We start from the raw sequence: 12,719 nt of genomic DNA, 5'->3' as shown, positions 1-12,719 counted from the left end.
GCATGGACCGCAAACCAGAACCAGATACTCCAAGAATAGAGCAACGGAGCCAGAAGGAATAGCGGGAACAGCCAAGGCAGAAGACTAACGACCATTCACAGGCGACATGTCTCCACTGGGCTGATACCAATGCAAAGGAAACAGATTGACCAACGGCTTAGCTTCAAGGGACTCGACAGCAGCCCTTAGCTCGCGCAGATTAGTGCAATGCGGGTCAAGCTCATCTAGCAATGCAAGATAGTGGCGGGCCAGGCGATGGTCCTTTCTCATCAGAGCAAAGCTTATGAGATTGACATAGACAGAAGAATCGGCTTCACCAGTGCACAGTGAGTGAAGCAGAGCAATCTCGGCCTGATGGAATTGCTGAAGCTGAAGATAGGCGTCAGCCGCTGTGCGGTACACAGAAGAAAGGATCGCTGGCTTGCCAAGGAGGATTTGATTGCAGTAGTCAAGTGCAACCTCAGGATCATTGGACTGGATGGCCAGAACCGCCAGTTGAAGGTGCTCATCCGTAAGCGCGGGCTCTTCTGGCTGCGGCAAATGCGCAATCAGGCGCCTAACGGCACGAATGAGGACCTTCTCGAGTGGGCGCTTGCGAGAAGGATCATTAATCTCATCCTCTGCAAAGGCAGCCTGAAGAGGATCAAGCTCAGGCCAGTCAGCTTGCAGAGGAGGTACGCCATGCCCTTGATCTGAAGGGACAGCTTCCAAGCCCGTGACGAGAGGCGACTCAGAGATACGGGCTAAGTTTGCCTTGGCATCAACATAGTCCGGACTGGAGAGTAGAATATCATTCAATAAGGTGCGGGCCTCTTCAATACGGCCCTCGTCGATAAGCAGATTCGCATAGTTATTGCGAATTGAAAGATCATCAGGACTGAGCTTCAAGGCAACCGATAGAGCAGCCCTTGAGGAGCGAAGGTCGCCAAGCCTCCGACAAACCACCCCATAAAGCGAAAGCACCTGGAGATTCTTGGTTTTGAGCGGTCGCTGAGGATCGAGGAGGGAGCGAGCCTCCTTATACCGGCTCAATTGATAGTATGATGCAGCAACAATGAAGGCGGCCTCTGGATTACTGGCGAAGGAGCGCTGATCGGCAGCCAGCATGCTTTCAGCGCGTGCGACAACATCGTCGTGCTTACCACAGTTGTAGAGGCTTATGAGCTGCTGAAACAAATCAGATCGAGCCATGGGTCAACGGTATGGAAGGATAGAGTGCAAGAGTGAGGGGTGAATCAGATCCCACCGTTCAACCACTTCACCGCATCGGCAGCCACGGATGACCAGCCATGTAGCCTTGTTTCCCTAAGAATACCCACACTGGGATACCAATAAGAGTGGGTGGCTGCTGGATCATCCAACCATCGCCAGTCAGAGAAGATGCTCAGAAGGCATAGGGTAGGGAGATTGAGTCCGCCGGCTCCATGAATTGTGGTGTTTGCAACGCTGAGCACTGCATCACAAGCTGCGACTTGATCCAACCATGCCTCCATATCCACTAACGGGTCAATTCCGTTATCATGGATGACGGAGATCCCGCGTTCGCGCCATGCAGCGATTTGAGGCGCAACTGTTCCGTACTGTAAAGAAACGAAGGCAATATCTGGATTGGCTTGTTGCAGAATTGAAGTGAAGACCTCAAGCGGTGGGCATTTTTTAAGTATACGCTCTTCCTTCAGTCCTCCAACCCAGCTGATGCCTACAAGCTTTTTGGATCCGCTATGTTCAGCAAGGTAGCCCTTGCGAAGACGCGAGACCTCATCCTTCCTCGCCGTGAGGATGGGCACGCGCGGGGCATAGCTCTCAAGAGATGTATATCGATACTGGCAGATAGATCCGATAGGACACTGATAGTCATAGCGGCTGGAGATCACCTTGCCGAGCAAAGCATCGGAATGCTGAAATACCGTTACCTTGTCGCCCCATGGCTCATAGGCACGTGAATAGATTGGCTGAAGACGATCCTCAACAATGACGTCGACACGCAGAGCCTCATCAAAAAGAGGCGGCAGCAGGGATAAGAACATCATCGAATCCCCAACACCCTGTTCTTCAAGCAGAAGCAAGCGACGACCCTCCAATGACTCGCCACGCCACAACGGCAATGACGAGCCCGTAAAGGGTTTCTGCAAGGAGCGCTGCCACTTTTGAGACCCGTCAACGGGGACTCGTAGCCCATAATCGAATAGCTTCCAACCCTGCTGAAAAGATGCTTGCTTCAGCAGGGCACAAGCAATATTCCATGAGCTTGAATTGACAATATCATCGATTTTGCTGCGCTCAGCAACAGGGACAGCGGCACGGTCAGCAATCAGAGCCATCGCACTGTGATAATGCATCAGGCCATGCTCAGAAAGGCCAGCCTCCACAAAAGCAAAGGCAAAAGACAGTCGGATCTCTAAAGCATCCTTGATGGGCTTACCATGCAGGGATGCCTCAACCAGTGATGACAGAGATTTGAAAAAAGCGCCGTGGATATCTGTGGAAGAGGAAAGGTGGCCCAAGTCAACCAAGGAGACGTGGAGACCCAGTAATAACCTTGGCTCAGCACCTAACCTGCGGAGAGCCTTAAGAATGAGCGCATAGGCCTTGTGGTAAAGGCGATGATCACGGAGAATAGAAAAAGCTGTGTACCATGCATTGATATTATCTGGGCCAGACGCGAGGCTCGCTTCTAGATCGCGAAATGCCATCGCAGGAGATTTGGCGCGAATAATATTAGCCCGATTGGCCAGGATGGCAGGATTAGCGGGAAATAGCTTTAAACCGTTATTATAGACTGACAAGGCCTCATCTAACTTGCCAGCAGCTCTCAACATGGCGCCAAGATTTTGAAAGGCTGGCGGCGGCGCGTTGGAACCGGCAATCAGCTGCCGGTAGGTTTTTTCGGCCGAATCAAGATTGCCAGCGAGTTGCATCTTGACTGCATCCTCGAAGGTCGGCACGGCCATTAAGTCATTTTAGTCATTGGTTACAGTAGCATAGTCGGTGGAGACCCAAGCATCAGCCTGAGAGCCGCTAAGCCAAGGTCCCATGCTTACGCCAGCTGCACAGGCAAGCCAGTTTGTCAACCGCGCCCATGGGATAAAAGCAACTGGCGCCTGCAGGAAAACCTTCAGAAACAGCCCGATTTCAGGACATGTTCCAGACGGCGACCAAGGCCAGGCCTGTCATGGCGCGAAGGGAGCCGAGGGCCTCACTGTTAACTTTGCTGGGCGCGCGCCGCCTACATCTACGGTAGACATCCATGCTCAAGAGTAAGGTCAGCGCAAGTGAATGCTCAAGGCACAGCGCGATGACACAGGCGCCGTAGGCATTCAGAGAGTGAGCTTTTTCATTGATATCCCTAGGCTTATCGACATAAAGCCCGTCAGACAAGCCGGCCCCGGAGCAATCCAAAATGATAGGCCAGTTACCAGAGTGACCACCGGACTGGCCATGGCTTGGCGACCACAGGCTATGGCCAAGTTCAAGCTGAACACCCTCAAGGCTGATGGCTTGGATCAAAACCCTGGAAGCGGGTACGAAGTCCGAAACGGAGGCCGAGCCCGGGGCCGAGGTCTGCGTTTGCGAACAATTGGAAAGCATCAGAGGCTCGTCCTGCACAGGTGCTGGCGACTGCGCAGGGCCGGAGACCAGGGGGCTAGACAACTGAGACACCAGTCACCGCAATGCATCAGCTGGCTTGCTTGGACTGGTCGAGACGGGCTACTCGCACGACGGCAACAGCAAGGACCACACAGGGTTGATCAGTTGTGGTGGCTTGAGCTAATGTTGGCAGGGCTTTCCCACAGATCAATCCAATCATGGCATTTTTCACAGCCATTGGCTCCGGTCAGACCCTGACCGGCACCACTGAAAACGACTCGTTTGTTCTGCTCAACGGCTCGGCAATTTCGGTACTTGCCCAGGCTGGTGACGACCGTGTCTTCGGAACGGGTTTTCAGGCTGATGGAGGCAGCTACTCCATGGCGGGTGGTGCTGACTCCGTTGTCGTTGACACCCTCAGCGCCCAAGCAACGGTTTTCGGCGGTGCCGGCGGCGATGAGGTTCAAGCCAGCGCCATCTACACCGCTGTCGTTTCCTTGGGCAACGGAAACGATTTCGTTTCGGCTTCCTACCTTCTCGACAGCCAGATCACCCTCGGCGCTGGTTCCGACAATGTAGAAATCAGTGCAGCACAGAGCTCTACGTTTGAGTTCGGCGCTGGAGCTGACACCTTCTCGGTTCTCGGGGGCGGTTCTGTCGGCCGTGCAAGCGGCTACATCCAATACTCCGAGGTTGCCATGGGTGGTGGCGCCGACTCCTTCGAGGCTTCAGCCGCCTATAGCTCCAGCATTGCCATGGGTGCTGGTGTTGACACCTTCGCTGTCAGCGGACTCTACGGTTCTACAGTACAAGGTGGTGGCAACAGCGACACCATCTTCGTTGAAAACATGAGTGGCGGCTCCCGCATCAACGGTGGGGCCGGGGCTGACGTAATTGACGTCAACTTTGCAATCAGCGCCGAAGAGATCTTTGGCGATGCCGGTAATGACACCATCACCGTTCTGTCCGGTTCCGCAGGTGCCGATGTGTTGGCAGCCGGTGGTGACGGCGTCGATGACATCACGATTGAAGATCAGACTGGCAACAATGCCGTTCTGTTCGGTGGTGCGGGAGCAGACACGCTCTTTGCTGGCGCACAATCCAACTTCTTCCGCTACGACGCTGCCAGCGAGTCAAACATTGACAACGTTGACAACGTCACCGTAAGCGCCAACCAAAGTGCCTTCATCGCCCTTTCCAGCTACGCTGGCGGTGGCGCTGTGTTTGTCCAAGCCAACTCGGATGTGGGTGCCTTCAGCACGAACGCCGTCGGTGTCGTGACCTTCAGTGGGGCCATTGGTTCCACCCTTGAGGAGCGGGCCACCCTGCTGAGCAGCGCCCTTGGCGACTACCGCGCTGTCATCTTCAATGCTGATGGCGGTCGTTACCTGTTCGTGGCCGGTAACGTCAAGAACCAAATCACCGACGACCTGCTGATCGAGGTCGACGCCAGCGTCGACTTCCTCTCGGGCGCTGGCAACCGCCGTCTCGAGTTCGGCGACTGATCCCCACGCACCAGCCCTAGGCTGGCGTTCAACCACTCCAAGCACCTGCCTAGCGCAGGTGCTTTTTTTTGGCCATTGTTGATAGAGTCGTCCACTGTTACGTCCTGAACTGTGGATCCACAGCCGAGTGCCTGGTTGGGTTGCGGCGATCGTCGGGCGCGCCTGATCCAGGAGCTTGGCTCTGCATGGCCTTTTCTGCTGAACTCTGGTTTCAGTCGTTTGATTGTGAAGGCATGGATTCGCAAAGAGATTGCCGAGGAGCTGAATCACAGCCACCTAAATGCAACATTCGCATCCGGAGATGATGAAGAGAGCAGCCAGAAGCATGGCAGCGATGAACAGAAGGAATCAACCACTCATTGGCAGGAGGCGGTAGTGGAATGGAGCAGACAACAGTGGCAATCTGGTCTGCAGAGTCAGTTTCTACAACGGCGAGAAGAACTGGCATGGGTGACCTGTAGCCTCCTGAAGGTCTCAGACAAACGCACGGCCCATGAGCTCTACTACCGCATCAAGGACGGAGAGGCAACATTTGCGGACATCTGCAAAAAGCATGGCCTTGGCTCGGAGAGCATGAAGGGTGGCAGTCTGCCTAAGCAGCGACTGCATAAACTCCCCTATGGCCTGCCAGCGGTGATCCGCACAATGAAGGCTGGCGATCTCACAACGCCCTGTAAACTCGGTGAGAGTATTGCCATCATCAAGCTATGGGAGATTGAACCTGCTGTTTTTGATGAGAGCGTGAGCGGCTACCTTCTCAACGAACGCTACAAGGACTGGAGCCTTGAGGCCTACGAATACATCAGCACTGTTCTAACTGAAGCGACTTCTACCACGATCCCTGAATGACCACCACTCCCAATGCATCCAAGGTTGCCGAGCGCGTGCTGTTTGGCAGCCCTCCCTTTTCGTTCCTGACAGGAAGGCTGCGTGAAGCTGTGGCTGCTAGTGTTCAGCAGCACAGTTTCGAAGTTGGCGAGACAGTTCTCCGCTCCAATGAACTTCCAGAGTGGGTGGCCATTGTTCTGAAAGGCAGGGTGAGAATGCTCGTCCCGGCAGGAGATGGGGACGAATGGCGAACCATTGCGCTCAAGGGGTCCGGGCAACTTCTGGGATGGTCCTCACTCTTACGGGCATCGGGCTGTGAGCTCACCATCGCCTCTGAAAAGACAAAGATTCTCACAGTTCCGTCAGACTTGTTTCTCGAAGCCTATCGGGAGAGCGCAGAGTTTGCGCACTACTTTAACGGCATTGCTGGTCTTCAGGAGATCTACACAACTGCACTCAAAGCCAGCAGTCAGTCAACTTCCTGGAACCAGCCATGGCTTGATTCAATCCTGAACAACCCAGAGCAGGCTCGGATCGTTACCACAGAGCCTGGTGTGGAATGGCAAGCAACAAGAGCTGAGAATCCACAGGCGCTCCGGTGGCTCTTGAGCTCAGCCCACGTCGCGGGCCTACCCGTTGGCTCACGCATTGACTACGGAATCCCACTCCCGCCCACGCCAGGCTATCGGCTCCCTTACCGCTTGATCGGTCTGCCGGAGGCGACGGCAGCACTTGGGAACACGTCTGCCCCATCACAAGCCGCCCTGGCTCAAGAGCTGCCACAGAGAGGTCCTCGCCCGAACAGCCAGCGCGGGCTACCCACCCTGGAAAGCCTCGGCATTCTGGAGGCAGACGAGCAACAACCCCCTGATCTCTATCCCTTGGTGAAGGCACGGGGCGAGTTGCCAGAAGCAAGCGCTCTGCTCGAGATGCTTTGCCTGCAGCAGAATGTGCCCTTTCGGCGGGATCAGGTCGAGAAGGTACTCTCCGAACAGAGCCGACGAGGCAAACGCACATCCCTTGAGTTCCTGGCTGTACTCAGCGAGCTCATGGGATTCAACGCCAGCATTGCCGAGTTCAAGACGGAGTACGTCGGCAGCATCGAGACTCCAGCCTTTATCGAGCTGAACTCGGGATTCGCCCTCTACTACGGCTACAACAAGGGAAAGCATGTTTTTGGATCGCCTCGTCAAGGCATACGCTCCCTGACGCTTCAAGAGATCCGCTCCGAGACTAAAGCTGGAGACACTCTCCGGGCAGCCATTCCAAAACGTACGGCCGAAACACCAACCAGCAGGTTTGGCTGGCACTGGTTTACCCCACTGTTGTCAAAGTACAAGTGGGCACTGACCATGGTCTTTGTGGCGTCATTGCTGGCGCAGCTCTGCAACCTGGGCATTCCGCTGCTGACGCAACAACTGATTGACAAAGTTCTGGTACAAGGCAATCTCAGCACCCTGAACGTTCTGGGTGTGGCCATGGTGGTGATGGCCCTGTTCAAGGGGATTCTTACCGTGCTGCGCACCTATATCTTTGTGGACACAACGGATCGGATGGATATGACTTTGGGAACAGCCGTTATTGATCGGCTCTTGTCCCTACCCCTCTCCTATTTTGAAAAACGCCCTGTAGGCGAGCTGTCACAGCGACTCGGTGAACTGAACAATATCCGCTCATTCCTCACAGGCACAGCCCTCATCTCGGCCCTCAACCTGATATTCGCGGCCCTTTATCTGGTGGTCATGATGCTTTATTCACCGCTGCTCACAGCCGTCTCACTGAGCACGCTTCCGATCTACTTACTACTAATTTTATTCATCTCTCCTGTCTATAAAGGACAAATTCGTAAAAGAGCCATTGCGCAAGCATCGACACAATCTCACCTGATTGAAGTCGTTGGCGGCATTCAGACCGTCAAAGCTCAGCACATTGAGCGCACATCACGTTGGCGCTGGCAGGATCTCTACCGAAAATTTGTCGAAGAGGGATTCAAGAGCACAGCATTGGGTGCCACCTCAACGGAGATCGGTAATTTCCTCAATCAGCTGAGCAGTCTGCTGGTGCTTTGGGTCGGCATGTGGCTGGTACTCAAGGGCGACTTGACATTGGGCATGCTCATTGCCTTCCGAATCATCTCTGGCAATGTTGTTGGTCCGATAACACAGCTGAGTGGGCTTTATCAGGGGGTTCAGGGAGTTCAACTTTCAGCTGAACGCCTCAGTGATATCATCGACCAAAATTCCGAGTATGAATCATCGGAAGAATTCGCTTCCCACATTTCCTTGCCTCCGATCCATGGCCATGTGCGCTTCGCCAATATCAGTTTTGGCTTTGAGTCCACAGGGCCTCTGCAGGTCAACGATGTCAGTGTTGAGATCCAGCCAGGTAGCTTTGTGGGGATCGTTGGAGAGAGCGGCAGTGGCAAAAGTACTTTGATGAAGTTGTTGCCGCGTCTATACGAACCCAAGTCGGGCAGAATCTTTATTGATGATTTTGATATTGCCAAAGTAAGCCTTGAGAGCCTGCGCCGTCAGATTGGCATCGTGCCTCAAGACTCTCTGCTTTTTGAAGGATCAATATCCGAGAACATTGCACTTAACGACCCGCAGGCTAGCAGTGAATCCATCATTGAAGCCGCGAAGACTGCCTGTGCTCATGACTTCATCATGGGCCTTCCGAAAGGCTATGCCACTCGAATTGCCGAGAGGGGTTCAAATCTCTCAGGCGGCCAGCGGCAGCGCATTGCCATTGCTCGCACAGTGCTGGCCAACCCAAGCCTTTTGGTCATGGATGAAGCGACCAGCGCATTGGATCTTCAGACAGAGAAGAAACTCTGTGCCAACCTACAGAACTGGGCGCAAGAACGTACCGTGTTTTTTATTACTCATCGCCTATCAACAGTTCGGAACAGTGACATCATTCTATTGATGCATGAAGGACACTTGATGGAACATGGCACGCATGAAGAGCTCATGCTTGCGGACAGACGCTATGCTACATTGTATCGCCAGCAGGAGCTGTTCACATGACGCCAACAGTATCTTCACTTGCCCTGCTCGCCAATCCAGCAACCAGTGCCTACTTCGGCGGGTCAAATATTCTTTTTATTCACAACTGGAGAACTGCCGGCACCTCGCTGCATTCTCTCTTGAAAGTAAACCTTAGGCAGCATTATATCAAGATCGGGGATCAGCACAACCGTTTTGGCTTGTTGAGTCGTAAAGTCAAGCCGATAGAGACGCTGTATGACGTCAAGCAGAAGGTGCAGGTGGGCTCAGTAATAGCTGGTCATATTTATGCGGGAGTTGAAGCATTTTTCCCCGCTGATTGGGATTTATGGATGAGTGTGCGAGAGCCACTCGCACGCGTTCGTAGTGGTCTCTTGCGCTTTCATTCAACCCGCCTGCCTGGCTTTAACGACAGTGGGAAGAATATCATCAAGCATTCGGAGTCACTTGATTCGCCGGAGAGTATTCGCCATCTCCTCGCTTCAGATTTGATGCATGAGAACAACGGCATGAGCCGTCGACTGGCATCCATGTGCTTGACACCCGAATACTCCATTTCTGACGCATCGAGCATCGAGCGTGCAGCCCACCTGTCTGCAGAGTTTGACCCGAACACGCTGCTCCATGTGGCTCGGGTTCAACTTGGACGCGTGAAGATTCTCTTTATGGCAGACTATTTTCACGCTTCTGTGCTCAGCCTCGAACATTACTACAACCTACCTCCTCTCATCCATCCCTTTGCAAGCCTGCGCCATAATTCATCCAAGCTTGTTGGCTATAGTGCAGAACACGAAGAAACACTAGATGCCTCTGCAGATATTCTAGCCCGCAGCCAGAGTGTTGACTTGCAACTATGGCCGGACATCATGAAGCGTTTTCAGCGTCAGATCAGAGATGCAAAGATTAAGCAGTCGGCGGTCAAGGCCAAAGAGATTATTCACGCCAAACCACTATTCCAGCCTGAGTGGTTTACTGAGGACTTTAGCGCCTCTAAGGCGATCACCTTAATGGCAGATGCAATTAAGGTGCGCTGCAGTGAGTATCCGGATGTTGCCGAAGAAGTAAAAGGTATGATGCTCAGGTGGCCATGCTTAACTGCAGAATGTCGTGCTCAGCTTAATGAGCGTATCTCCTAGAGCTTCTCCATAATAGCACTAAGCTCCCGTGTCTGTCTTTGTCTTGGGTTGCCATCGATCTGGCACCTCCTTACTGGCCACAATACTCAGGCGTGCCATCCTGGGCGATAAGGATAGCTCTCGTCTTGGGCCGGACATCCCCAGATCGGCCGATAACAAGCACGGACATGCCGAGTCAGAATCATTGATGCTCCTCAATGAGCACCTTCTCTCAATCGCGGGAGCATCTTGGCATCAGCCCTACCTGCTACGGCCTGACTGGGAAGAAAAGGATACTCTTGCACATCTTAGCAGCCTACGGTCACGCTTAGACTATCATTTAAGCACTCAGCAATGGATCGATAAGGATCCTCGACTTTGCCTCACTCGCGACGCTGTGGCCCATATCCTGCTCACAGACATACCAGCCATCGCAATCCTCCGGCATCCTGTTGAAGTGGCCCAGTCACTCTATCTGCGCAATGGATTTGCTCCCGCCAAAAGCCTACTGATCTGGCTCCTCTACAACTACCATCTCTATAACTGTAGCTCTTCTCTGCCGCACTATACCTTGCTTCACGCTGATCTTGTCAGCACAGATCTGGAACACCGCAATAGTTGCAGCGTCTTACTGGAAGACTTTCTCCAGCAAACGTTTCCGCAGAATTCAACCTCCCTCTCCAGCCAGATCAGTGCATGCCTTGACCGAGGCCTGCTGCACTGCAATGCAGGAAGCACTCATCAGCTCGGCCTGGATGCAGCCACGACACAATTCTTTAACGCTCTCTGGCAAGACATCGGCACGGAGGTCCGTCAGCATCAAGGCCGTGCTCTCGCGACGGCCTTCTCTGCAGCCCTTCCCCAGGGTCTGTCCCACCTCCTTCCCGGTCAGCGCACGCCTGTCTACGGTCATCACATCGCCCATCAACGGGAGTGCCTGGAGCGTCGCCTGCAGCAGACAGAGAACGCCCTTCACACCACCCAGATCAAGGCGCAAGACCTGGAACAGACCTTGCAGGGGATGCGCTCATCCAGGCTCTATCGGCTGAGCCAAGCTGGTCGAAGACTATGGAGACGACTCTGGCGCCCGCGGGTAGGAGCGGACCACTCATGATGGGTCTAAAAGAAGAAGGGGAGCTCACGCCTTGATTGTTCCAATGCAGTGAGAGACATCACAATCCCAACAACATTCACAATCAACAAAACCAAGACAGGCTTGACAAGCAACTCACCGTCAATCAACGCATGGCGTAATTGATGGATAACCACATAAAGCGGATTGAACCGAGTAATCCATTCCAGACTGCCAAGGGCCTGCTTCTCGTAGAGGATTGGAGAGAGAAGGAATACCAATTGAAGCAGGATCGGAATTAACTGATAGAGATCCTTATAGCGAGCGCCCACCAGGCAGACCAAGAGGGGAAGCCAATAACAGAAGAGAAGCAAGTTCAGAAGGGGCAGCAAGCCGACGCCGGCTAAATGCAAAAGCAACACTGGCTTGAACAGCATCAAGGCCAAAATCACAATCACAAAGGACTGTGCAAACGTCTGAACTTGAAAGCTCCATTCCTCAAGGGTATAGAATACCGGGTGGAGATTGCTGTTGAGAATCTGGCGAGCATTCCCCTCCAACAGCTGCGGGGCACTACTGATTGATGCGGCAATCAAACCCCAGCTGACGAGGCCTGTGCCAAGGTAGACCACATAGTGGTTGAAGTTCTGAACCCGAAAGACCGTTCCATAGACCACTGCAAGGACGGCGATCGAGAGCACATTCGAGAGGCCGAGCCAGAAGCTTCCCAGCATGGTTCTGGCAAAGCGGGCGCGCGTACGAGCCGTGGCCGTAAACCACCAGGCATGCCGCAGCTCCCAGCCTGCCGTGAACGCATCAAGAACAGGCTTCATCATAGTAAGCAAGAGCGTCCTCAAGTGGTGCGTCATAAACAATCTTTCCCTGATCAAAAACCAGCCCACGCGTACAGAACTTTCGCAGCAGACCTTCCGAGTGACTGGCGAGAATCAGAGTACCGGTCGATTCAACAAACGACTGCATCCGTAGACGCGCACGCTTGTAAAAACGGGTATCACCTGTACCAAAGCCCTCATCGAGTGCGAGGCACTCATGCGCTGATCCAGTGATCAGCGCAAACATCAACCTAGACCGCATGCCTTCACTGTAGCCCTTCATGGGCAGATGCAGATAGTCACCAAGTCCAGAGAACTCTAGGATGTCCTCCAGAAAAGCATCAAAGCCCGCAAGGCTGCCATGGGTGAGCAAATAGTGCGCCTTAACAGCCAGATAACCGCTCAGATCCGGACTGGTAATAAAGCTCTTTTGCAGCATCGGCGAAACCTTGCAGCGGCATTGAAAACGCCCACTTGTAGGCGTATAAATGCCAGAGACCAGTCGCAAAAAGGTGGTCTTGCCGGCTCCATTGTGACCAATCAAGCCAACACGCTCGCCGTGGTAGATATTGCAAGTGACATCCCGCAATGCTTCAACCACAGCGCCCTGCTGATCACGGCTGAGTGCACCGCCAGTGACCGAACGGATCAGCACACGCTTCAATTGACGGGTTTCCGTGCTGTAGACAGGGATCGACAACCCCACCCTTTCCAGTTGCAAAACAGGGAGCTCTGGCTCACCTGGTGCTGCCGACTCGCCCAAAACGGAG

The 12,719-nt window shown here is 53.7% G+C and carries 10 protein-coding genes; 5 read left to right on the top strand and 5 right to left on the bottom strand.

Annotated features, from left to right (window positions below):
* Positions 1–84: 84 nt before the first annotated feature.
* From ACLV7J_RS10735 to ACLV7J_RS10725, 3 genes are all read right to left on the bottom strand, one after another.
* A complete protein-coding gene (locus ACLV7J_RS10735; RefSeq protein WP_411869081.1) occupies positions 85–1,191 on the bottom strand; it encodes a tetratricopeptide repeat protein in 1,107 nt (368 codons plus the stop codon).
* A gap of 44 nt (positions 1,192–1,235) precedes the next feature.
* Complete coding sequence (locus ACLV7J_RS10730) at positions 1,236–2,945, bottom strand: hypothetical protein (protein WP_411869080.1); 1,710 nt, start codon at positions 2,943–2,945, stop codon at positions 1,236–1,238.
* A gap of 187 nt (positions 2,946–3,132) precedes the next feature.
* Entirely contained in the window at positions 3,133–3,507 is a 375-nt protein-coding gene (locus ACLV7J_RS10725; protein WP_411869079.1) for a hypothetical protein, read from the bottom strand.
* Positions 3,508–3,806: 299 nt separating this feature from the next.
* Here ACLV7J_RS10725 and ACLV7J_RS10720 point away from each other — a divergent pair, with 299 nt between their 5' ends.
* From ACLV7J_RS10720 to ACLV7J_RS10700, 5 genes are all read left to right on the top strand, one after another.
* Positions 3,807–5,093, top strand: coding sequence for a hypothetical protein (locus ACLV7J_RS10720; protein WP_411869078.1), 1,287 nt, complete (start codon positions 3,807–3,809; stop codon positions 5,091–5,093).
* Positions 5,094–5,228: 135 nt separating this feature from the next.
* Positions 5,229–5,942 (top strand): peptidylprolyl isomerase, encoded by a 714-nt coding sequence (locus ACLV7J_RS10715; RefSeq protein WP_411869077.1) that lies wholly within the window; start codon positions 5,229–5,231, stop codon positions 5,940–5,942.
* Positions 5,939–8,950 (top strand): ABC transporter transmembrane domain-containing protein, encoded by a 3,012-nt coding sequence (locus tag ACLV7J_RS10710; protein WP_411869076.1) that lies wholly within the window; start codon positions 5,939–5,941, stop codon positions 8,948–8,950. The genes ACLV7J_RS10715 and ACLV7J_RS10710 overlap by 4 nt, the downstream gene beginning before the upstream one ends.
* Positions 8,947–10,065, top strand: coding sequence for a hypothetical protein (locus ACLV7J_RS10705; RefSeq protein WP_411869075.1), 1,119 nt, complete (start codon positions 8,947–8,949; stop codon positions 10,063–10,065). The genes ACLV7J_RS10710 and ACLV7J_RS10705 overlap by 4 nt, the downstream gene beginning before the upstream one ends.
* Before the next feature lie 28 nt (positions 10,066–10,093).
* Positions 10,094–11,158, top strand: coding sequence for a sulfotransferase (locus ACLV7J_RS10700; RefSeq protein WP_411869074.1), 1,065 nt, complete (start codon positions 10,094–10,096; stop codon positions 11,156–11,158).
* A gap of 5 nt (positions 11,159–11,163) precedes the next feature.
* Here ACLV7J_RS10700 and ACLV7J_RS10695 read toward each other — a convergent pair whose 3' ends face one another.
* Both ACLV7J_RS10695 and ACLV7J_RS10690 read right to left on the bottom strand, forming a co-directional pair.
* The gene (locus tag ACLV7J_RS10695) at positions 11,164–11,949 is read right to left on the bottom strand and encodes an ABC transporter permease (RefSeq protein ID WP_411869073.1); all 786 of its coding nucleotides are present in this window, start codon (positions 11,947–11,949) and stop codon (positions 11,164–11,166) included.
* Positions 11,933–12,712: an ABC transporter ATP-binding protein gene (locus tag ACLV7J_RS10690; RefSeq protein ID WP_411869072.1), complete on the bottom strand. Its 780-nt coding sequence runs from the start codon at positions 12,710–12,712 to the stop codon at positions 11,933–11,935. Before ACLV7J_RS10690 ends, ACLV7J_RS10695 begins: the two co-directional genes overlap by 17 nt.
* Positions 12,713–12,719: the final 7 nt, after the last annotated feature.

Source organism: Vulcanococcus limneticus LL (assembly GCF_943369875.1).
GTDB lineage: Bacteria > Cyanobacteriota > Cyanobacteriia > PCC-6307 > Cyanobiaceae > Vulcanococcus > Vulcanococcus limneticus_A.
This window is presented reverse-complemented; position numbering and strand designations above follow the sequence as displayed.

What these genes read in the sequence shown, in the direction of transcription:
- ACLV7J_RS10710 (WP_411869076.1), top strand. Translation starts at nt 5,939, where the DNA reads ATGACCACCACTCCCAATGCATCCAAGGTTGCCGAGCGCGTGCTGTTT.
- ACLV7J_RS10735 (WP_411869081.1), bottom strand. Translation starts at nt 1,191, where the DNA reads ATGGCTCGATCTGATTTGTTTCAGCAGCTCATAAGCCTCTACAACTGT.
- ACLV7J_RS10705 (WP_411869075.1), top strand. Translation starts at nt 8,947, where the DNA reads ATGACGCCAACAGTATCTTCACTTGCCCTGCTCGCCAATCCAGCAACC.
- ACLV7J_RS10720 (WP_411869078.1), top strand. Translation starts at nt 3,807, where the DNA reads ATGGCATTTTTCACAGCCATTGGCTCCGGTCAGACCCTGACCGGCACC.
- ACLV7J_RS10695 (WP_411869073.1), bottom strand. Translation starts at nt 11,949, where the DNA reads ATGAAGCCTGTTCTTGATGCGTTCACGGCAGGCTGGGAGCTGCGGCAT.